We start from the raw sequence: 19,000 nt of genomic DNA on the forward strand, positions 1-19,000 counted from the left end.
GTTTATCTTCCTTGCAGGCGAACAAAAATTCTATAGTGTTAACAGACCCTAGAGCGCCTGCTGTAAAGCCGCCTTTTTCCGTACAGCGGCGTTGCAAAAAAGAAATTGACCTCGCGGTATGTTCAATACAGCTTCGTCCAATTTCTCCTTTGCGCCTTGCTGTCCGAAAAAATTCAGCTTTTCGCGGACGACGTTTTAATAAGGGCTGAGCCTAGTTCTGAGCCAAGGGCATGGCCCGGTCGCCCAGGCTGTCCAGCAGGGCTTCGAAGTCCGCTTCGGGCATGGGCCGGGCAAAGACATAGCCCTGCACCAGGTTGCAGCCCTTGGCCCGCAAAAATTCCACCTGTTCGGCGCTCTCCACCCCTTCGGCTACGGTACGGATGCTCAGTTGCTGCGCCATGGCAATGACATTGGAAACCACGATGCGCTCGCGCTTGAGATCCTGGCTTTTGCGCAAAAACAGCAGATCCAGCTTGAGCACGTCAATGGGCAGCTCCTTGAGCACATTGAGCGAGGAAAAACCCGCGCCGAAATCATCCAGAGAGCAGCGGAAGCCGCGTTTCTGCAATTCCAGCACCAGCTCCCGGAAGCGTTCGTCAAACAGGGCCAACGATTCCGTGCACTCCAGCTCCAGCAGGCCGTCGGGAATAGCGTAGCGCTCTTTGATATTACTGTAATACTGGAGGAAATCGTCCTGCATGATGCTCAGGCGCGAAACATTCACCGCGATGTTCAGCGGCTCCTTGCCGCTTCTGATGCGCTGCTGCAGCCAGGCGCAGGCCTGGGAGAACATATAGCGGTCAAGCTGGACGATGAAGCCGTTGCGCTCGAAGAGCGGAATGAAGTCGCACGGCGGCACCAGACGGTCGCCGTCAAGCCAGCGCGCCAGCACTTCCGCGCCGTGGACGCAATTGCCGTTCTGGATGTCCACCTTGGGTTGGAAATAGAGCTTGAACTGGCTCCCGCGCAGGGCGTTCTCCATCCGGCTCTCGATATCCAGCTGACGCAGGGCCAGGCCGCGCATGTCCTCGGAGTAGAACACGCACGTGTCGGAACGTCCTTCCTTGGCCACGCGCAGGGCGATATTGGCGCGGTTGAGCATGTCCATGAAAGAGAGCTCTCCGCTCCCGGCCGTATCCGTGCCGTAGACGCCCACATGCAACACCAGGGGGAAGGCGCGCGAAAGCCGGGCCGCATCGTTTTCAATCCGTTTGCAGAGGCGCTGGAACTCCCGGGAGAACTCCTCCCGGTCGCGCATGGGCCGGATGCCCGCGAACTTGTCCGCCGAGACCCGGCAGCAGAGGGACAAGGGGCCGTCGCAGGCCGCCAGCAACCCGGCGATGCGCACCAGTTCCCTGTCGCCCATCTCATAGCCGAACATTTCGTTGTAAAACTTGAAATTCTTGATGTCCGCGTACCAGATGGCGAAAATCTGATCCGGATTGTGCCGCACCAGGGAGGAAGCGTCCATTTTGAGCCGGTTGGCGTTGCGCGCCCCGGTCAGGGGGTCCACAAAGGCCAGGCGCTCAAGTTCGCCGCGATACCTGTTGCTGATGACGCGGACGCGCCAGAGCAGAAAGAAGGAAAGCAGCAGGGCCAGGCCGATGATCACGCAGATGCTGAACAGCAGCGCGTTGGGAGCCAGCGTCAGGGCCGCCGCGGGCACGGTGCAGAACAAAAACCAGTTGTTGACGTCCAGAGGTTCGTACGCGGCGAAATACTTCTTGCCGTCCGCAATGTAGAAAAAAACGCCGCGCCGGTGGTCCCGCAGATTTTCCAGCACCTGTTCCCGCTTGGTGTCTTCCAGGGAGCCGAGGCGGAAAATATCCCCCTCCCGGCCACCGATCACGGCCCCGCCGGAAGAGGCCCGCAGGACATACGCGCCGCTCCCGTCAATGAGCGACGACACGCCCTGATTGTCGAACAGGGAAATGCCGAGAATATTCAGAAAAATATCCGCCGCATTGACGGCCACAAGCACGCCGCTGACCCCGTTTTCAGCATATACGGGCACCGCGCAGTAGACCACCGCGCCGGGGCCGAGGGAATTCCGGCGCACTCCGGAAAGCGCGGGCTCGCCCGCGAGGGCCTTCTGGAAAAAAGGCTCGTCGGCCAGATTCACATTCCGGTGCAGGTCCCCGCTGATGTCCACGAGGTCCACACTGCCGTCGGGCTTGGCCAGGCCCATGCGCAAAAAGGCGTTATTGTCATTGACTTCCTTCAGGACGGGAAGAATTTCTTTCTCCGGCACATGGCCGAGACTGACGGCCACGCCTCGCAGAGTCTGGAAATCCAACGCGATCTGGCGCTGAAACAGCGTACGCAGCTGACTGACGGTGTCATACAAATAAAGCGCGTTTTCCCGCTCGTTCTGCAAACTTACCTGACGCAGCAAAATCAGACCGCAGACGAGGAAAATTCCGCCGATCAGAAAACCCATCGCGTAGGTGCGTTTGATTTGTTCGGAACTGCTGAGCACTGCTTCTCACCCGAAAAATACGTTTCTAAACAATTAGCGTAGCTTTTTTCCATGAACATCTCAAGTCCGCAGGGTCGCATTTTCCAAAGGCGGCCAAAATGCCGTTGCCGCTCGTATGCTTTACGGCTATGCTGCGTGCAGCAGTCGCGGTAAGGAGGAACGGCATGCGCGCCCTGCATCTCTTTTTTTTCACCTTGGCCTGCGCCTTTTTTTTCAGTTCTCCGGCAGCCGAAGCCGTTGAGGACGGCGACGCCCGGCTGCTCAAAATAGTAGCCCTGTCCAGGCACGGCGTACGTTCGCCCACCCAGGACATGAAAACCCTGTCCGTCTGGAGCGCCCGTCTCTGGCCGCACTGGCCGGTGGAGCGCGGGCACCTGACGCCGCGCGGGGCGCGGCTGGTCACCGCTATGTGGGCGGATCTGCGCGGTGTGCTGCTCAATCACGGCCTGCTGCCGGATGCGCTTTGCCCTCCACCGGGCGCGGTTTTCGTGCGCGCCGACACGGACCAGCGCACCAGGGCCACGGCACGGGCGCTGCTTGACGGCCTGGGTCCGGACTGCGCGCAGGGCTATGCCGTGGCCGACGCCGGGCCCGATCCCCTTTTCCATCCGGTCAAGGCCGGCCTGTTCGCCTTTGATCCCGCGGCCACGGCCACGGACGTTCTGAATACGACTGACGGCGGCCTGGAGCAGCTGCAGGAGGATTTCGCCGGTCCGCTGGCCCTCATCGACCAGCTGAGCGCGCCGCCTTCGCCCGAGCTGTGCAGCCGTTTCGGCCTGTCGCCGCAATGCCGTCTTTCCGATCTCCCCAATGCTGTGAGCGTCTCGCCGGAAGGCCGTAGTGTGGCCCTTGTCGGGGGCCTGGGCATTGCCTCCAGCCTGGCGGAGATCTTTCTGCTGGAGTACGGGCAATGGCCCGGCAGCGACGCCGGTTGGGGCCAGGTGGACGGCAAGACCTTGAGCCAGGTGCTGCCCGTGCACAGCCGCGTTTTCGACGTGGTCAACCGCACGCCCCTGGTGGCCTGGGCGCGCGGCTCGTCCCTGCTCACGGAAATGACCGCCGCCCTGACGGGCGCGCATTATGACCAGCGCCTCAACGCGGCCTCCCTGGTGGTGTTCATGGGGCACGACACCAATATTGCCAATCTGGGCGGCCTGCTGGGCGTCAACTGGCAGGCCGAAAGCTATCCCCCCAATGACATTCCCCCGGCGGGCGTCTTGTTTCTGGAACTCTGGGGCCGGGGGGACAAGCGGGAAGTGCGGGTGCGGTTTTACGCCCAGCCGCTGGAGGCGTTGCACGCGCCTTTTGACGGAGAATACTCGCCCCTTGCCGCCGTTCTGGCGTTGCGGAAGGACGCGGTCAGTCCTGCCCGGTCTCCGGACGCTCGGAGCGCCGCTCAGAACGAACCGGAAGCGTCGGCCGATCCGCGCCGACATGCGCCGGTGGCCGCACGGGTCAGCGCGCCGCCCGTGGTGGGCGAAGCCCGCTTTGAACTCAGCGACTTCACGCGCTTGGTACGCGACAAAACCGCAGGCGCGCCGCTGGCCCCGCAGCAGGTTCCCCGGCTGCATCTGGTCAGGGACGCTGCGGAATGATTCCACTGAAAGGACGCCGTTTGCGCCGTCCTTTCGGACACGAAGCGACTGTAGTCTGAATCGGGCCTGCTTTTTCCCGGACTGGACAAGTGCTTGTTTTTGCCATAGGGTGCTTTGCGCATCACAGTGTTGTCCGCGCTGTTTTTTATCCAGACAAATGTGAAAAAAATCACAGTAAAACAAAAATTCCGGTTGTTACAGGCAGATAGTTCCAGATTGTGCATTCAATGAATGTCAACGCCAACAAAGTAATGCCCCGGGTCACGTCGGCCGGACACTGCAACGCAGGATCGAAACAAAATCCGGTCAGAGCCCGAAACGCGTTTCTGAATACGCCGGAAGGACACAGCGCGCCATCTGTCCGCGCGCTGGACACGGTTTGATGCTGTTCCGTGATTTTCTTTGGATCCATACAGCGTTATAGAATTTTTATTGCGCCTCTATAAGTATTGCTACAGTATTTGGATGGGGATTTTGAACATCCGGTGCATGCCACCCATAAACCAGGAGCTTGAAATGACCACAGTTTTCGGAGAATTGGATCACGTTCTGCTGATGGCCCCCGGCCCCAGCCCGGTCGCCCCCAATGTGCTCAAGGCCATGAGCATCCCCACGCTGGGTCATCTTGATCCCGACTGCATCAAAGTCATGGACGCCATGCAGGATCAGCTGCGCGCCGTGTGCAAAACCAAGAATGCCGTGACCTTCCCCATTTCCGGCACCGGTTCCGCCGGCATGGAAGCCACCTTCGTCAACCTGGTGGAACGCGGCGACGATGTGCTGATCGTCAACAACGGCGTGTTCTGCTCGCGCATGGTGGAAGTGGCCACGCGCCTGGGCGCGCAGGTGGACGTGGTGGAGTGCCCCTGGGGCCAGCCCATTGACCCGGCCGCCGTCAAGGCCCAGCTGGACAAGAAGCATTACAAGATTCTGGCCGCCGTGCATGCCGAAACCTCCACCGGCATCAACAACCCCATCGCCGCCATCGGCGAACTGGTCAAGAACAGCGACACCCTCTATCTGGTGGACAGCGTGGCCGGTCTGGGCGGCGTGGACATGCGCGTGGACGAATGGGGCATCGACGCCTTCTACAGCGGCTCGCAGAAATGCCTCTCCGTGCCTCCCGGACTGGCTCCCGCCTCCTTCTCCGACGCGGCCATGGAAACCATTGCCAAACGCAAGACCAAGGTGCCCAACTGGTACATGGACGTTTCCCTGATCCGCAAGTACTGGGAAGGTTCGCCCCGCGTCTATCACCACACCGCGCCCATCAACATGTACTATGCCATGCATCAGGCCCTGGACAATCTGCTGACCGAAGGCCTGGACGCCTCCTTCGCGCGCCATGTGGCCATGCATCAGCGCCTGACCGACGGCTTGGCCAAGCTCGGCTTCACGCCCTACGTCAAGGAAGGCGGGGCCCCGCAGATCAATCTCTTCCTGCCGCCCGCCGGTGTGGACGCCAATACCCTGCGCGCCTGCCTGCGCAAGGAGCACAAGATCGAAGTGGCCGGCGGCCTCGGCGATCTGGCCGGCAAGGTTATCCGCGTGGGCGTCATGGGTGAGGGGGCGCGCGAGGAACCCATCGACCGCCTGATCAACGCCATCAAGGCCTGCATCAACAAGTAACACATCCGTTTTTCGGCTGTACATAAAACGGCGGCGGCATCATGACGATGCCGCCGCCTTCCTTTTTCTCTGTTGAGGGCTTTCTTGGCTCAGGCCAGCAGATGCGGCCCGGCCTCCCGAACCGAGGCACAGCCCGTGAGCAGCATGCTTTCCTCAAGCTGGCGCTGCATCCGGGTCAGCAACATCCGGACTCCCTCCTCCTCGCCGCCCATGGCCGCGATGATTGCAGGGCGTCCGATCAGCACGGCCGCCGCACCCAGGGCCAGCATCTTGAGCACATCCGCTCCGGCGCGCACGCCGCCGTCAACAAGCACTGTCATCCGGCGCACGCTTTGGGCGATGGCGGGCAACACGGCGGCCGTGCCCGGCACGGCCTCAAAAGCGCGGCCGCCGTGATTGGAAACCACGATGGCGTCGCAGCCGCATTCCTCGGCGGCCAGGGCGTCTTCAACGCTGAGCACGCCCTTGAGCAGAAATTTCAAGCCCAGGGCATGGGCCTTTTCCACAATGGCGCTCAGTTCCGCGCGGCTTTTGGGCGATACCGGGCGCTTGCTCTTGGCCAGGGCGGTGATGGCGGCGGTGTCGATGTCCATGCCCACCACGCGGCAACCGGCCTGGGCCGCACGCTCCAGGCGCTCGAAAAAGGCCTCTCCGGCCCAGGGTTTGATAACAGGGATACCCCAGCCTTCGGCAGCCTGAACGGCATTCAGCCCGCTGCCGAACACTTCGGACGTGCCGTCGCCGGTACAGGAAATGGTCCCGGCGGAACGGGCTCCTTCCGTGACCACCTGGGCAAAGCGCTCCTCGGGCAGCCCATTGCCCATATTGAAGGTCGTGCCCGCCAGCGGAGCAATCAGCACCGGCATGCTCAAGGAGAGCCCCAATACCTCGCAGGCGGTTTCCGGAGCGCGCACCTCATGAATCAGCCGCATTTTCAGACAGATTTTTTCCAGGGCGCTTACATTGGCGCGGAACGAAGCGCCGGTGCGGATGCCGCCCATGCCCGGCAGTTCACCGGCACAGGCCTTGCCGTCGCATTGGGGACAGACGCGGCAGGCCCCGTTCATGCGTTCTCGCGCCTGTCGGCGCAGTGTTTTCATATCCATGCGGACTTTCCTCCAGGGTTGCGGTGCGGGTGAAGCGGTCCGGGCCCGGGGGACTGACTCCGGCCGCTGCCGTGATCCGGCATGCCCGCTTGCGCGCGGCATGGGATTTTCTTTGCCATTCAGGCAGGTTGCTTGAAGGCGCTCCTGTTGTCAACGCCGCCGGAACGGTTTCACGGAGAAGAAAAAGCCCACGACCACAGATCGCAGTTCACTGCCGCATCGTTCGGAACGCCGGGGCTTGCTGGAAAATCCGCCCGGTCAGCCGCCGCAAACTCTGCAGGGCCGGTATCCGGCAGCCCGCGCGGCCTGGGCTGTCGCAAACACCGCCGTGCACCGTTTACAAAAGTAGTAACGGCAGGAACTGTTATGGTAAATCCGGCTCTGTACATTGCCGTGATACGGCCCGGCGGCAACGGCAGCCACGGCAAGGCCGGACAACAGCACGCACATGACCGCCCATACGCAGACCAAGCGGCGTAGACTCTGCATAATTTTCCCCACAAACATAATGTTGTAATCCGCATAATAAAATATTTACTAATGCATAACAGCTATTTCAATGGTCGGCAATAATAAAAGCGGAGTGCGCCATATCATGATACACTCCGTTGAAGAGTTTTAAGGGGTCAGCCAAGATGAGAATGAAGAGGAAGGCCGATCCGGCTTGGCGGATCTTTGACTTTTCCTTGACTGACGCGGGCCTACCGCTGTTCCGAGGCCCCGGAAGCGCCGTCACAAAGGTTTGAGAACGGAAGGCCATTTTCAGGCCGTTTTGTCACGCAACTTGAGAACGAAAGAGGCCCCGGAAAGCGCCTAAAAGCCGTATGTGGAACCACGGCCCACGCGGCCATGCTGACGCCGGAAGCGTATCGACGTGAACTGCCGGATTATGCGAAACTCGGCGCGCAAAGGCTTCTTGAGGCCGAATAATCAATATGCAATGAACGTGCCAATGCGTCAAAAACGCTTCGGCACGTTCTCAAGTTGCGTGACGAAAATTCTCATTTTGCGTGACGGCTCACAGACTAGGGTAGCGATAGAAATGGCACTACCGAAATGAGGGGGATTTTCCCGGCGCGCCCGCTTGGGCCGTGGATTTGTAGCGACTTATTGGCCAAAATAGAAACGCGCGAAAAATCAGCTTATTTGCTGCTTTTTCGCGCGTTTTTTGCGTTTAAATTGACACTAATGCATTGGGCTTCTAGCGGTATTCTCTCCCGCTCCAAAGCACCTGTCCGATAACCCGGAACTGCTCCCCCAAGTCGCCGCTCACGCTTAATTCTACGGGTGGATAGCATTCTTCATTAACGCTTTTGAGAATAACTTTGCCCGGAAGCATATCAATTCTTTTCAAGTAAATTGCCTCTTCAAAGCCCACAGCAAAAATACGCCCTGGAATGATACTGCGCTTGCTTTGGTCTATAAGTACCACGTCACCATGGCATATCTCCGGTTGCATGCTGTCACCAGCTACCCGCATAAGCACCATAGCATTCGGATTCCCCTTTCGCAGTAAAAAATCCATACGAAAGGCGTAGCTTCGTTCGCTACTTCCATCTACCTCAAGGCTTCCTTGCCCTGCGGATATGCGTGCTTCGACTAGTGGGATGAGTTTTAACTCAACATCACACTGAGGGGGCATTGTTTCGTCTGGTAGCCCGGATGAGTCCCCATCTATGGTCATCGGCTCTCGCCCGAAAAGCAACCAATTTGTGTTTAACCGAAATCGTTCACATATTGTTTTCAGTAAAACCAATTTTGGTTCACTTTTGCCAGTTTCGTAGTTGCTCAACGTCATTTGAGGAATGCCCAACGAAGCAGCGAAAGCCGCTTGTGACGTTTCACCCCGTAATAATTTAAGCCGTTCACCGAGTGTATTCATGGTAAAAGTTTCCTGCCCAAACCTTTACCTTTAACTTTTACCGGAGTATTCCTGTATATGGTTGAAATCATTTTTAAACCATATTTTTAGAGAAATTCAAACTTTTACCCTAAAAAATAGTTGACTTCAAACCATATTAAGTTAAAAGAAAGCCGTGGACGGTTGGTTTTCCGAACTGAAAACAAATTAACGGCCCACAAGCTAAAGGTCAACGTCCATAGCTCTGCCGAATTTGGACAAGCAAAGGAAATCTTATGCACCAAGCTTCTCTCTTCGAGAATTGCGCCCCTCTTGCCAGCGTCATGCCCGCCATCAAGGCAGCCATGCGCACGGTGGCAGGCGCACCGGAGGGGGAAGGCCGTAAGGCGCTGCCGGACAAGATCAACGCTGTGGCCAGCGGCAGCGGGGTGCGGCTGACGGCGGGCAATGTACGGTCCATCAGTAAAGACACCCTGGACAAGTGGCTGTCGCCCTCGGATGAGGGGCATCCCCCGTCCATCCTGGCTGTGCTGGCCTTTTATCTGGCGACGGATGACCCGGCTCCGCTCAGGGCCATGCTCAGAAGCGTGGGGCTGGACGTGATGACAGCGGAAGACCGCAAAGTCTGCGAATACGGTCGCACATTAATTGAGCAGAAGAAAATGAGAAAGCGGCTCCGCAAATTGGAGGATGAACTATGAGCCTGACATTTGCCCAACGAATGGCCCTTGGGGCGGAGCGCGCCAAATATCGCCGCCGTCTGCAAGAGGTACTAGACGGCCAAGGGCTATCTGGTGCGGCTCTGGCGCGTAAATTGGGTGTGTCCAGTGAGGCCATTTACCGCACATTATCGGGGAAAATCCACAGCCCCAAAGTTTTAGATTGGCTGCGTGAGCATGGCGCGGCAGAAGAATATCTTTGCGATCCCCGTACGGCGGACAGGTAGGAACAAGCTATGAGCGACGTCCATACCACATGCACAACACAAGAAATTGCTACTTTTGGGGGCGTTACCGTCAAGAGTATTCTTGCTCGAGCCAAACGCGAACGCTGGCAATCCGTCCAGCGTACCGGGCGCGGCGGCGGCAAGTTGTGGATAGTCGCCAGCATGCCCAAGGAAACCCGCGAATTGATCGCCTCGGGCCTGCTACGGCAGCAGTACGCCACGCATGAAGCGGACAGTTGCGCCATAGTTGGCACTATTTATAGCGCAAAACTTGGCACTGCTCCGGCTCCGGTCCAGCCCATCAACTATACACCCGCCCCCAGCGCAACACCGCTATTTCCAGGCGCGTCAGACCGCGAGCGCGCGGTGGCCACGGCCCGTCTGGCCTTTGTGCGCGAGATTGAGCGCATGTCCGGCGTTATTGGCAAGGAGGGAGCCATCCGGCATCTGGCGGACTCCTCGCGCCTGGGCAGCCTCCCCTCCATACTCATGGAGCAGATTTCCACGGCCACGGCCTGCAAGCGCGGCGGCGTGCTGACCCGGCGCACCCTCTATCGCTGGATGGCGGATTACGCCGAGCGCGGCGAAGCCGGGCTGCTGCCCAGCCAGAGCAAGACGGTTCCGATCCCCTCATGGTTTGACGACTTTCTGCGCCACTACCAGAAGCCGCAGCATCCGTCCATAGCCCTAGCCTACAGCGATTTTTGCAGGGAACTGGCAGCACGCGGAGAGGGCAATCCGCCCTCCATCCACGCAGTGCGCCGTCTGCTGGCCAAGATGAACGCGCCTGAACGCGAGGCGGGCCGCGCCACGGGTAATGCCCTGTTGAAATTGCGCCCCTACCAGCGCCGCAACACTTCCGAACTGTGGCCCGGCGACGTGTACACAGCGGACGGCACCACCTTTGATGCGGAAGTGCTGCACCCTGGCAATGGACAGCCGTTTAAACCAGAAGTGACGGCAGTGCTGGACGTAGCCACCCGACGTTGTGTTGGCCTCTCCATCGCTCTGGCGGAAAGTCGTTTCACGGTACTGGACGCCCTGCGCATGGCCTGCTGCTTTGGCGGCATCCCGGCTCTGTTTTACAGCGACGGCGGTCCCGGCTACCTCAACCGCCTGCTGCTGGATGACCGCACGGGCATGTTTCAGCGCCTGGGCATTGAACCCTGCCGCGCCATACCCGGACGCCCGCAGGGCAAAGGCCTCATGGAACGCGGCGTCAAGACGCTGTGGGTCCGCGCCGCCCAAGGTCTGGAAAGCTATACGGGTGCGCTGATGGACGGCGATGCCGCCCACCGGAATTTCAAACGCAGTCGCGCGGCCCTGAAAGTGGGCAAACGCGCTGTACTGCCCACTTGGGACGAATTTAAGAAGCATGTACTGGCGCGGGTGGAAGAATACAATTCCTCGCCGCACAAGGGGCTGCCGCGCTACCGCGACAGTCTGGGCCGTATGCGCCACTACTCGCCGGACGAATTTTGGCGCTCTTTCGAGGCTCGCGGCTTTACTCCGGTGCGTGTGCCGGAAGGCATGGATAGCGAGCTGTTTATGCCGGGCGAGCGCCGCAAGTGCCGTAACGGCTGGGTGCTTTTCCAGAATGGCAACTATTTCGCTCCGGAGCTGGCCGACTACCACGATGCCTTTGTGGAGGTCCGTTACGACATTTGGGACAGCTCCCGCGTGTGGTGCTGGACTCTGGACGGGCAGCGCATTTGTGAGGCTGCCCTGGAAGGCAATACCCGGCCCTATTTTCAGCCCAGCCAAGTGGAAGCGGCCCGCGAAAAGCGCGCCAAGGCCCAAGTGGGACGGATCAACAACAAGCTCCAACGCGTGGCCCCCGGCGCGGAAATCATCTTGCCGGAGTCGGATGCCACTCCAGCCCTGGACGTGGCGGACAGCACCCGGCCCTGCATAGACCTGAACCCGGCTCCGGATGCCGCTCCTGTTGAGGCGGAACCGGAAGAACAGCGCCCGGCGCTCTTTGCCAGCCAGTTTGAACGCTTCCGCTGGCTGCGGCGTCATCCTGAACAACAGACCGAGGCCGATGCGGCCTTTATCACAAGCTACCGCAAGGGTGAGGAATACGCTGATATGCGCGAATTGCTGGAAATTGAAGGCATTGATTAGGAGGGACTATGAAAAAAGCCTTTGTGAAAACAGAGAATTACGCCCGCTTTACGGCGGGAGTCAAAGCCGTGGAGCAACGCGGCGCGGCTGAGGCAGGAATGATGCTGGTGCATGGCCAGCCGGGCTTTGGGAAAAGCCACATTGTATCCCGCTGGGCGGAAGACGCCGGGGCAATCTTCCTGCGCGCCAATGTGGACATGACGCCCAAGTATTTTTTGACCGAGCTGTGCCGGGCGCTGAACATCGACTCTCGCGGGACGGCCCAACAGCTTTTTGACCGCGCCCTGCGCGTGCTGGTTGAGCGCCAGTGCCCGCTCATTGTGGACGAAGCGGAATTTACGCTGCGGGATAATGCCGCTGTGCTGGAAAAGGTACGCGACTTCTCGGACCGGGCCGAGGTGACGGTGGTGCTGATCGGCATGGAGCAGATACAGCGCAATATCAATCGGTTCAAACAGATCAGCAGCCGCATCGCCCAGGTAGTGGAGTTCACGCCCTGCACGGCTGCGGACGTGACCCTGGCCTGCAAGCAGCTCTGCGAATACGAGCTGACTCCGGCGCTGTCCGCCGAGGTTCTACGGCTCTCCGCCGGGCGCATGAGGGAAGTGCTGAACATCCTGGCCGGGATCGAGCGTCTGGCCAAGGATAACGGCCTGCAAGGCCCGTTGGACGTGAAGCATTTTGAGGGCGTGGCGCTGGCCCATGACTGGCAGAGCCGCACGGCCAAAAAAATACGCAAGGCGGCGTGACATGGATGCCGTGCGTAACATTATGGAGCGGCTTGCATCCGAGGGGCCGCAGTACACCCGACAACTGGCCTCCAGCATAGGTGTGTCCAGCGAATATGTCCGCAAGCTGTGCCGCTGCCTGCGTCATCATAAGCTCATCCACAGCGAGGGCGGCATGCACGGCATCACTGAGGCAGGCCGGGCACGGCTGGCGGATAGATATCTGCCCTGCCAGCGCAAAGGCCGGGCGGCAACCAGCGAGGGACGCACCCTGCGGCAGCGGGCCTGGAATATTATGCGGATGCGCGACCATTTCAGCGTGGACGATCTGCTGACCACGCTGTGCGACGGCGAGGAAAAAGGGGCGGAAGAAAATCTGCGCAACTACTGCCGGGCGCTGTATCGGGCCGGGATACTCGGCATGACCGGACGCACCAAAGCCTATTATCTGCGGCCAGAGTCAAATCATGGGGCGCTGGCCCCGGCCTACAACCGGGCGGAGAAATGCGTCACGGACCGTAACACGGGTGAAATCATCGCCTTAGGGGCACCTCATGAATAGTGCTGCTGCCGCCCTTCTTGAAAGCGCCGTAGCCAGTAGCAGCGTCACGGCTGTAGCCCGCCGCCTGGGCGTGGCCCGGTCCAGTCTGAGCCTCGTTATCAACGGCAAGTATCCCGGCGGCACGGGCAAAATGGAACAACGCATCATGGAAATTCTGGGGCAACCTTGCCCCGTCTATGGCGGGACGCGCGGCCCGGAGGCTTGTGCCTCGCGCCGGGCTGCCTCCATGCCGACCTCTAACCCGTATGCGCTCCGCCAGTGGCGGGAGTGCCAACACTGCAACCTTTGGAGCGAGAAAGAATGCTGAGTCAAGACTTGGAATCCTGCGCCGTGAGCATCGGCGTGCTGGGCGGAAAAGTGGGAGAAGAAGAGTGGGCGTATCTGCGCATGCTGCGCGCCAACCTGATGGCCCACGCTGTCCAGGCGCGGCGCATGGAGTTGGGGCTGTCCGTGGCCTGCGCCGCTGCTGGTCTGGCCGAGCCTTCGCAGACAGCGCCGAATCCCGCCCCCGACAAGGGGGGGCGCTGTCGGGTGGTCCCGTTCCCTGGCCCTTTCCAGAGCTGCGGCAAAGACGACAAGGCCGAGTAGGCAGGAGGTGCAACGATGAACCAGGCAATCTTTGAAGGGTACATGGAAGATGCGCGCGGCTGCTTTGTGCCCGTGGCGCAAATCAAAGAAATCGACCTCGCCCGCGACGAACTGGTCAAGGAAAAGGTGGAGAAGGTCAAGGCCATGCAGGCGCAGCTCCGCGCCCTGAAAAACGAGCTGATGGGCGACGTGGCGGCCTTTGTGGAGATATCCGCCGAACGTTACGGGGCCAAGGTGGGCGGCGACAAGGGCAACGTGACGCTGCTTTCTTTCGACGGGCGCTACAAGATTAAGCGCCAATACAGCGAAACGCTGGGCTTTGACGAAGGCCTGCGCGCGGCGAAGGCCCTTATTGACGGATGCCTGGAGGAATGGAGCCGCGAGAGTCCCACACCCTTGCGGGCCATCGTCGAACAGGCGTTCAACGTCAACCAGGAAGGCCGCATCAACACCAACGCGCTCCTGGCCCTGCGCCGCCACAAAATCGAGGATGAACGCTGGCAGCGGGCCATGCAGGCCATTGGCGACAGCCTGCAAGTGCTGGACAGCAAGGCATATGTGCGCGCCTACGAGCGCGGCAAGGACGGCAAATACAACGCCATCCCGCTGGATATGGCGGCGTTGTAACCGCGAAGGAGCAAAGCGATGAGCATCACTATACCTGATCAGTATGAGATCCACAGGCTGGCAAAGGAAAAAGGCTGGTATGACGGCATTGATACCAACAATCTGCGCTTTCTGCCGCCCGACTTCATCCCGGCAAATCTGGCCCTGATTCACTCCGAACTATCAGAAGCTCTTGAAGCCTACAGAAAAAACGGCATCCCCAACGTTGACGGCCAGGAAAAAGTTGTCATGGGCCAGGGGAACTTCCAAGAGGAGCTGGCGGACGCGGTAATCAGAATTTTTGACCTTGCCGGTCTGCTGCGAATCCAGATTGGTTCCTGCATCCTGGAAAAACACACATATAACCGTACTCGACCCCATCGACACGGCGGGAAGGTTGTTTAGCGCGAAAACGCCCCCCGTGGGGCGGTCGTCGGAGCGTGGCGGCTCCGACCTGACGAGCAGCCAAGGGAGACAATGATGCCCAACAATACGCAACGCTTTATCCTGCGCCGCACCCAAGCGGACGCATGGCTGATCCGCGACAACAAGGACGGTAGCGTAGTCTGTTTTGTCCATAAGGGCTGCCGTGCCCCGAAGAAAACCCAGGCCATGGTCAACGTCATGCTGGACGCCCTTAATGCGGCGGTACAGCTCCAGAGAACTAAGGAAAATGCGCAATGCTGACACAATGCTCGCTTCTGCCTCCACGTCCCGTTGCGCTACCTCAGCAACTTTTGGACGCGCACGGGCAAGCTCCCGCGCCGCTTAGTGGTTTTGAGCGCCGAGTGGCACAGGCCACGCAAAGCGGACTCATCGCAGCCCGCCAGAAGGAGCTGGCGCGCAAGCAGGCCCTGCCGCTGGAGGAAAAAATTAATCTTTCTCGCTCCGTCATCCGTGACTGGTATGAAGCATGGGACGGACAGGTCAGCGTCAGCTATTCCGGCGGCAAGGACAGTTCTTTGCTACTCTGGCTGGTGCGAGGACTTTACCCGGAGGTACCCGCTGTCTTCTTCCACACGGGTCTGGAATATCCCGAAGTAGTGCGACAAGTGCTGGATACGCCGAACCATGTCGTTTGGCGTCCCGAAATACGCTTTTCCTCTGTGGTAGAGCGGCATGGCTGGCCCATCGCCAGCAAAAGAATTGCGCGGGGCGTCCATGTTGTCCGCCATCCCACCGGCAAAAATGAGAACGTCAGGCGTCTATATCTTGAAGGCATTAACCGCTTCGGAAGAAAAGTTGAAGGCTTCAAGGTGCCGTTGCGCTGGCGCTTTCTTTTCGACGCCCCCTTCGAGTGCTCTGACAAATGCTGCGAAGTGATGAAGAAAAACACCGCAGCCCGCTATGAGCGCGAGAGTGGTCGCAGACCTTTCGTCGGTACGCTGGCTAGCGACAGCAAGGCGCGACAGCGCGCCTATCTACTGGAGGGCGGCTGCAACGCCTTCGACATGAAGCGCCCGCGTTCGGCCCCGCTGTCGTTTTGGACGGAAGCGGACGTACTACGCTGTATCGCACAAAACGGCATCCGCATCCCCTCCGTGTATGGACGCATTGTCCGGGGGAAGAACGGATCGCCCATAACTACAGGCGTGAGCCGCACGGGCTGTGTATTTTGCTGCTTTGGCCTGCACCTTGATGAGAGAGGGCGTAACCGCTTTGAGCGCTTGGCCGAAAGCCATCCCAAGTTACATCGCTTTGTCATGGAACAGTTGGGTCTGCGGGGCGTGCTTACTTACTGCCGCCAAGCTGCTCCGCTTGGATTATCTCAGACATTCCGATGGAAATAAGTTCCTTTCATTGAACTGCTAAGGATAAGGATAATGAGTAAGCAAACCACCATCATCTGCGACGGCTGCGGGTGCGCCGTCACGGGCGTGGGCTATTCCACGCTGCTGACCCGCCTGAGAGGCAAGGGCTGGGTTAGCCCCAACGGCAAAGAGCATTATTGCAAAAAATGCGCGTTTCTGGCGACGCGAAACCACAAAGGTCACGAGCATGACGGAAAAGCAGCATAAAATTATCGACAAGGTGAAGAAGCTACTGCGCCTTGCCGCCAGTTCGTCTTTTGAAAGCGAGGCGAAGGCGGCGGCAGTCAGAGCCCAGGAATTGTTGCGCGAGTATCGTCTGGAAATATCGGATGTAGACGATCTGCGCGAAGATGATAACTGCGACGAAAGCGAAACCTTTGTCCTTTGCACAGAGTATATCCCAACCCATATTAAACTGCTGGTGCAAGCTATAGAATGTGGATTCTTTGTAAAAGCCATCTATGCATGGCGTCCCGTCAACAAAAAGGGCTCGTTACGTTATCGTCGTTCTGTTCGTTTTGTGGGCGTTGTGCCGGATTGTCATATTGCCCGACAGCTCTTTGAATTTCTGTGGGATTTCAGCCAGCGCAAGGCCCGTGAGCAAGGAGTTATCGGAGCCAAGCGCTCCGCATTCCTCCAAGGCTTTGCTCTTGCTGTGGAGGAACGTCTCGAACATCAGGCGCGCTGTAATCGCCAACAGGAGACGTCACAGGAAACGGCCCTTGTCCTCTCCCGCCGGGGCGCTGTCGATACCTATTTCAAGAGGAAGTATCCCAATATTGGCACTTCCCGTAATGGCACTATAAGCGGCGACCTGACCGGCATGAGAGAGGGGGACCGCGAAGGGGAAAAGGTCAGCCTGGACCGCCCGGTGGAATATCACCCCCAAAATCTTGCCCTGGGGGCCTGACATGAACGACGCATTCCGTAAAGGCTTGATCGCCAGCGTCAAGATTGCCCAGAAGGACATGGCCCTGGACGACGCCACCTACCGCGATCTGCTGCGCTCCGTCACCGGGCGGGACAGCGCCGCCAAGTGTACCGTGCCCCAGCTCAAGGCCATGCTGGCGGAGTTCAGGGGCAAGGGCTGGACGCCGCGCCCGCGCCACCCCAAGGGTGTGCCCGCCGAACTGCGCCCGCTCCACTCCAAGATCGCCGCCCTGTGCGCCGCCCTGGGCCGCCCGGACACATACGCGGACGCCGTCATCCGGCGGCAAAGCAAAGGTTGCGCACAACTTGGCACCGCTGACCGCGCGCAACTGACGGCCTGTGTGGCGGCTCTGGTCCGCCAGCAGGGCCGCGAGACAGGAGGATAGACCATGTACCAACCCGCAGAAAGCGTGGCCCGCCATCTTGAGGCCATGCGCGTGAGCTCGCCGGAACCGTGCGGCCTGGACGTTCTTGAGTTCGCCCTGCTGCCGCCCTCGGCGCAGGAGCTTGCCCACCTGCTGGGCTTGCCCGCCACGCTCAAGCTGGTGGAAAACTACGGCGGCCTGACCCTGCGCATCCCCTACGGTGAAACGCCCCTGGGCCGGGCCATGCTGGCGGACATCGCCAAGCGCGTGGATCATGACACCGCGCGGGCACTGGCCCGCAAATATGCCGCTACGGAATTGTATATCCCCAACTGCAAACTGGCCCTGGTCAAGGTGCGGGACGCGGCCATCCTGCGCGACCGCGCGGAACTGGCGGAGCAGGGTTTATCCGAGCGCCAACTTGTGCAGGTTCTGGCCTTGCGTTACCGCCTTTGCGACCGCTATATCTGGCGCATCCTCAAAAAACCGCCGCCAGCCGCCCCCCCGGCACAGCGGCAAGGAAGTCTCCTGTAACTCCCTTTCCGCCGCCGGGCGACCGCTGAACTCATCCAGCCTTTCCTGAGCCCGTGCTGCCACTACAGTGGCAGTGCGGGCTCTGTTTTGTAGCCCGGAAAGGAGCTGTATGAACAACAAAATCCATCTCGACGAAATACGTGAAGTATTAAACCGGCCCGGCTTCGAAGGGCCGCAGCAGTTGCGCGGTTATATTCCATGCGATCTGACCACGGGCGGCACGGCCAACTACTACGGCGGCCCGAACCCGGAGCGATACGTCCCCATGGGCATCAGCGGCGTGACCATCGGCACGGGCGTGGACCTTGGCCAGACGGACGCCGCCACGCTGGGCGGCATGGGCGTGAACCCCGGCATTGTCAACCAGCTCCGGCCCTATTTGGGCCAGCGGAAGGCTGCCGCCGTGGCCGTGCTGCACCGCCTGCCCCTGACCATCAGGCAGGACACGGCCGACGATCTGGACGCTGCCATGCTCAATCACCATGTCACCAAAATTGCCGACTATTATGACCGGGCCGTGGGCGTACCGGGCCGGTTCGCCACGCTGCCCTGGCAGGCCCAGGCCGTGATCGTCAGCATCCAGTACCAGCGCGGAGTCAGCAGTCCGCGCAAATATCCCAATACCTGGAAAGCGTTTGTCAATCAGGATTGGGCTGACGCGGCGGACCGCCTCAAGAACGTCAGCCTGTGGAGCGGATACCAGCGCCGTCGCCGCCTCGAAGGCAAACTGCTGGAGGAGTTGCTGTGACCCGTTGGGCTATCGCCGCTCTGGGCGTGCTGCCCAGCGCCGCGCTGTTGACCTCGCTGGTCGCCAACTGGTGGCTCTGGGGCTGCTGGCGGGGAGCTGACGCCGAACTCTCCAGCGCCCGCGCGAGCCTCGCCGCCTATGAAACCGCGCACAGTGCGGCGGACACGGCACTGCTCAAACTCGACACGGCCCGTCTCGCCGCCAAGGAAAAGGAAAAAAACAATGCCCAACTCCTGCGCAATCTTGAACAAGAAGCTCCCGGCCTTGGGGATAGCGCTTATTTTGAGCGTCTTGCCCGCATGCTCGAAGAGTACGCCGCCCCCGTTGTCGGCCCGCCCCCCGGCGGTGCTGCTCCAGAACTGCCCGCCGCCCCCGGTCAATAGTG

Annotated in this window: 23 protein-coding genes and 1 other RNA gene; 20 read left to right on the top strand and 4 right to left on the bottom strand. The window is 60.0% G+C overall.

The window, feature by feature from the left end; genetic code table 11:
- Positions 1–211: 211 nt before the first annotated feature.
- Complete coding sequence (locus tag AXF13_RS09080; protein WP_062252749.1) at positions 212–2,479, bottom strand: bifunctional diguanylate cyclase/phosphodiesterase; 2,268 nt, start codon at positions 2,477–2,479, stop codon at positions 212–214.
- Positions 2,480–2,643: 164 nt separating this feature from the next.
- On the opposite strand from AXF13_RS09080, the gene AXF13_RS09085 reads away from it, so the two are divergent.
- Positions 2,644–4,074 (top strand): histidine-type phosphatase, encoded by a 1,431-nt coding sequence (locus AXF13_RS09085; protein ID WP_062252751.1) that lies wholly within the window; start codon positions 2,644–2,646, stop codon positions 4,072–4,074.
- Positions 4,075–4,590: 516 nt separating this feature from the next.
- Entirely contained in the window at positions 4,591–5,703 is a 1,113-nt protein-coding gene (locus AXF13_RS09090) for a pyridoxal-phosphate-dependent aminotransferase family protein (protein WP_062252753.1), read from the top strand.
- A gap of 89 nt (positions 5,704–5,792) precedes the next feature.
- Here the strand turns inward: AXF13_RS09090 and AXF13_RS09095 are convergent, their stop codons facing one another.
- From AXF13_RS09095 to AXF13_RS09105, 3 genes are all read right to left on the bottom strand, one after another.
- Positions 5,793–6,809: an alpha-hydroxy-acid oxidizing protein gene (locus tag AXF13_RS09095; protein ID WP_083522044.1), complete on the bottom strand. Its 1,017-nt coding sequence runs from the start codon at positions 6,807–6,809 to the stop codon at positions 5,793–5,795.
- 258 nt (positions 6,810–7,067) lie between these two features.
- Positions 7,068–7,316, bottom strand: a complete 249-nt coding sequence (locus AXF13_RS16055) for a sunset domain-containing protein (protein ID WP_008685126.1) — start codon at positions 7,314–7,316, stop codon at positions 7,068–7,070.
- Between the two features lie 694 nt (positions 7,317–8,010).
- Positions 8,011–8,691 (bottom strand): XRE family transcriptional regulator, encoded by a 681-nt coding sequence (locus AXF13_RS09105; RefSeq protein ID WP_062252757.1) that lies wholly within the window; start codon positions 8,689–8,691, stop codon positions 8,011–8,013.
- Between the two features lie 254 nt (positions 8,692–8,945).
- On the opposite strand from AXF13_RS09105, the gene AXF13_RS09110 reads away from it, so the two are divergent.
- From AXF13_RS09110 to AXF13_RS09190, 18 genes are all read left to right on the top strand, one after another.
- Positions 8,946–9,371, top strand: coding sequence for a hypothetical protein (locus AXF13_RS09110; protein WP_062252759.1), 426 nt, complete (start codon positions 8,946–8,948; stop codon positions 9,369–9,371).
- The gene (locus tag AXF13_RS09115) at positions 9,368–9,616 is read left to right on the top strand and encodes an HTH domain-containing protein (protein ID WP_062252760.1); all 249 of its coding nucleotides are present in this window, start codon (positions 9,368–9,370) and stop codon (positions 9,614–9,616) included. Before AXF13_RS09110 ends, AXF13_RS09115 begins: the two co-directional genes overlap by 4 nt.
- 9 nt (positions 9,617–9,625) lie before the next feature.
- Positions 9,626–11,743 (top strand): Mu transposase C-terminal domain-containing protein, encoded by a 2,118-nt coding sequence (locus tag AXF13_RS09120; RefSeq protein WP_062252762.1) that lies wholly within the window; start codon positions 9,626–9,628, stop codon positions 11,741–11,743.
- Between the two features lie 8 nt (positions 11,744–11,751).
- Positions 11,752–12,492: an AAA family ATPase gene (locus AXF13_RS09125; protein ID WP_062252764.1), complete on the top strand. Its 741-nt coding sequence runs from the start codon at positions 11,752–11,754 to the stop codon at positions 12,490–12,492.
- 1 nt (position 12,493) lies between these two features.
- The gene (locus AXF13_RS09130) at positions 12,494–13,033 is read left to right on the top strand and encodes an Rrf2 family transcriptional regulator (protein WP_062252766.1); all 540 of its coding nucleotides are present in this window, start codon (positions 12,494–12,496) and stop codon (positions 13,031–13,033) included.
- Positions 13,026–13,340 (top strand): hypothetical protein, encoded by a 315-nt coding sequence (locus AXF13_RS16060; protein ID WP_083522045.1) that lies wholly within the window; start codon positions 13,026–13,028, stop codon positions 13,338–13,340. The genes AXF13_RS09130 and AXF13_RS16060 overlap by 8 nt, the downstream gene beginning before the upstream one ends.
- A complete protein-coding gene (locus AXF13_RS09135) occupies positions 13,334–13,621 on the top strand; it encodes a hypothetical protein (RefSeq protein WP_062252768.1) in 288 nt (95 codons plus the stop codon). Before AXF13_RS16060 ends, AXF13_RS09135 begins: the two co-directional genes overlap by 7 nt.
- 15 nt (positions 13,622–13,636) lie before the next feature.
- A complete protein-coding gene (locus AXF13_RS09140) occupies positions 13,637–14,248 on the top strand; it encodes a DUF3164 family protein (RefSeq protein ID WP_062252769.1) in 612 nt (203 codons plus the stop codon).
- Between the two features lie 18 nt (positions 14,249–14,266).
- Complete coding sequence (locus AXF13_RS09145; RefSeq protein ID WP_062252771.1) at positions 14,267–14,632, top strand: nucleoside triphosphate pyrophosphohydrolase family protein; 366 nt, start codon at positions 14,267–14,269, stop codon at positions 14,630–14,632.
- Positions 14,632–14,698: hammerhead ribozyme type II (locus tag AXF13_RS09150), an RNA gene on the top strand. Before AXF13_RS09145 ends, AXF13_RS09150 begins: the two co-directional genes overlap by 1 nt.
- A 9-nt stretch (positions 14,699–14,707) precedes the next feature.
- Positions 14,708–14,914, top strand: coding sequence for a hypothetical protein (locus AXF13_RS09155; protein ID WP_062252773.1), 207 nt, complete (start codon positions 14,708–14,710; stop codon positions 14,912–14,914).
- Positions 14,908–16,017 (top strand): phosphoadenosine phosphosulfate reductase domain-containing protein, encoded by a 1,110-nt coding sequence (locus AXF13_RS09160; protein WP_062252775.1) that lies wholly within the window; start codon positions 14,908–14,910, stop codon positions 16,015–16,017. The genes AXF13_RS09155 and AXF13_RS09160 overlap by 7 nt, the downstream gene beginning before the upstream one ends.
- Before the next feature lie 33 nt (positions 16,018–16,050).
- Positions 16,051–16,245, top strand: coding sequence for a hypothetical protein (locus AXF13_RS09165; protein WP_062252777.1), 195 nt, complete (start codon positions 16,051–16,053; stop codon positions 16,243–16,245).
- On the top strand, positions 16,226–16,948 hold the full coding sequence (locus tag AXF13_RS09170; protein WP_062252779.1) for a DUF2786 domain-containing protein: 723 nt from the start codon (positions 16,226–16,228) through the stop codon (positions 16,946–16,948). Before AXF13_RS09165 ends, AXF13_RS09170 begins: the two co-directional genes overlap by 20 nt.
- Position 16,949: 1 nt before the next feature.
- The gene (locus AXF13_RS09175) at positions 16,950–17,354 is read left to right on the top strand and encodes a regulatory protein GemA (RefSeq protein WP_062252781.1); all 405 of its coding nucleotides are present in this window, start codon (positions 16,950–16,952) and stop codon (positions 17,352–17,354) included.
- A gap of 3 nt (positions 17,355–17,357) precedes the next feature.
- Positions 17,358–17,867 carry a Mor transcription activator family protein gene (locus tag AXF13_RS09180; protein WP_062252783.1) on the top strand — a complete coding sequence of 170 codons (510 nt, stop codon included), beginning with the start codon at positions 17,358–17,360 and terminating at the stop codon, positions 17,865–17,867.
- Positions 17,868–17,976: 109 nt separating this feature from the next.
- Positions 17,977–18,615 (top strand): pesticin C-terminus-like muramidase, encoded by a 639-nt coding sequence (locus AXF13_RS09185; RefSeq protein WP_062252785.1) that lies wholly within the window; start codon positions 17,977–17,979, stop codon positions 18,613–18,615.
- Positions 18,612–18,998, top strand: a complete 387-nt coding sequence (locus tag AXF13_RS09190; protein WP_062252786.1) for a hypothetical protein — start codon at positions 18,612–18,614, stop codon at positions 18,996–18,998. The genes AXF13_RS09185 and AXF13_RS09190 overlap by 4 nt, the downstream gene beginning before the upstream one ends.
- Positions 18,999–19,000 lie beyond the last annotated feature (2 nt).

Source organism: Desulfovibrio fairfieldensis (assembly GCF_001553605.1).
In the GTDB taxonomy this organism is placed as follows: Bacteria; Desulfobacterota; Desulfovibrionia; order Desulfovibrionales; family Desulfovibrionaceae; genus Desulfovibrio; species Desulfovibrio fairfieldensis.

What these genes read in the sequence shown, in the direction of transcription:
- AXF13_RS09085 (WP_062252751.1), top strand. Translation starts at nt 2,644, where the DNA reads ATGCGCGCCCTGCATCTCTTTTTTTTCACCTTGGCCTGCGCCTTTTTT.
- AXF13_RS09090 (WP_062252753.1), top strand. Translation starts at nt 4,591, where the DNA reads ATGACCACAGTTTTCGGAGAATTGGATCACGTTCTGCTGATGGCCCCC.
- AXF13_RS09095 (WP_083522044.1), bottom strand. Translation starts at nt 6,809, where the DNA reads ATGGATATGAAAACACTGCGCCGACAGGCGCGAGAACGCATGAACGGG.
- AXF13_RS16055 (WP_008685126.1), bottom strand. Translation starts at nt 7,316, where the DNA reads ATGTTTGTGGGGAAAATTATGCAGAGTCTACGCCGCTTGGTCTGCGTA.
- AXF13_RS09105 (WP_062252757.1), bottom strand. Translation starts at nt 8,691, where the DNA reads ATGAATACACTCGGTGAACGGCTTAAATTATTACGGGGTGAAACGTCA.
- AXF13_RS09110 (WP_062252759.1), top strand. Translation starts at nt 8,946, where the DNA reads ATGCACCAAGCTTCTCTCTTCGAGAATTGCGCCCCTCTTGCCAGCGTC.
- AXF13_RS09115 (WP_062252760.1), top strand. Translation starts at nt 9,368, where the DNA reads ATGAGCCTGACATTTGCCCAACGAATGGCCCTTGGGGCGGAGCGCGCC.
- AXF13_RS09120 (WP_062252762.1), top strand. Translation starts at nt 9,626, where the DNA reads ATGAGCGACGTCCATACCACATGCACAACACAAGAAATTGCTACTTTT.
- AXF13_RS09125 (WP_062252764.1), top strand. Translation starts at nt 11,752, where the DNA reads ATGAAAAAAGCCTTTGTGAAAACAGAGAATTACGCCCGCTTTACGGCG.
- AXF13_RS09130 (WP_062252766.1), top strand. Translation starts at nt 12,494, where the DNA reads ATGGATGCCGTGCGTAACATTATGGAGCGGCTTGCATCCGAGGGGCCG.
- AXF13_RS16060 (WP_083522045.1), top strand. Translation starts at nt 13,026, where the DNA reads ATGAATAGTGCTGCTGCCGCCCTTCTTGAAAGCGCCGTAGCCAGTAGC.
- AXF13_RS09135 (WP_062252768.1), top strand. Translation starts at nt 13,334, where the DNA reads ATGCTGAGTCAAGACTTGGAATCCTGCGCCGTGAGCATCGGCGTGCTG.
- AXF13_RS09140 (WP_062252769.1), top strand. Translation starts at nt 13,637, where the DNA reads ATGAACCAGGCAATCTTTGAAGGGTACATGGAAGATGCGCGCGGCTGC.
- AXF13_RS09145 (WP_062252771.1), top strand. Translation starts at nt 14,267, where the DNA reads ATGAGCATCACTATACCTGATCAGTATGAGATCCACAGGCTGGCAAAG.
- AXF13_RS09155 (WP_062252773.1), top strand. Translation starts at nt 14,708, where the DNA reads ATGCCCAACAATACGCAACGCTTTATCCTGCGCCGCACCCAAGCGGAC.
- AXF13_RS09160 (WP_062252775.1), top strand. Translation starts at nt 14,908, where the DNA reads ATGCTGACACAATGCTCGCTTCTGCCTCCACGTCCCGTTGCGCTACCT.
- AXF13_RS09165 (WP_062252777.1), top strand. Translation starts at nt 16,051, where the DNA reads ATGAGTAAGCAAACCACCATCATCTGCGACGGCTGCGGGTGCGCCGTC.
- AXF13_RS09170 (WP_062252779.1), top strand. Translation starts at nt 16,226, where the DNA reads ATGACGGAAAAGCAGCATAAAATTATCGACAAGGTGAAGAAGCTACTG.
- AXF13_RS09175 (WP_062252781.1), top strand. Translation starts at nt 16,950, where the DNA reads ATGAACGACGCATTCCGTAAAGGCTTGATCGCCAGCGTCAAGATTGCC.
- AXF13_RS09180 (WP_062252783.1), top strand. Translation starts at nt 17,358, where the DNA reads ATGTACCAACCCGCAGAAAGCGTGGCCCGCCATCTTGAGGCCATGCGC.
- AXF13_RS09185 (WP_062252785.1), top strand. Translation starts at nt 17,977, where the DNA reads ATGAACAACAAAATCCATCTCGACGAAATACGTGAAGTATTAAACCGG.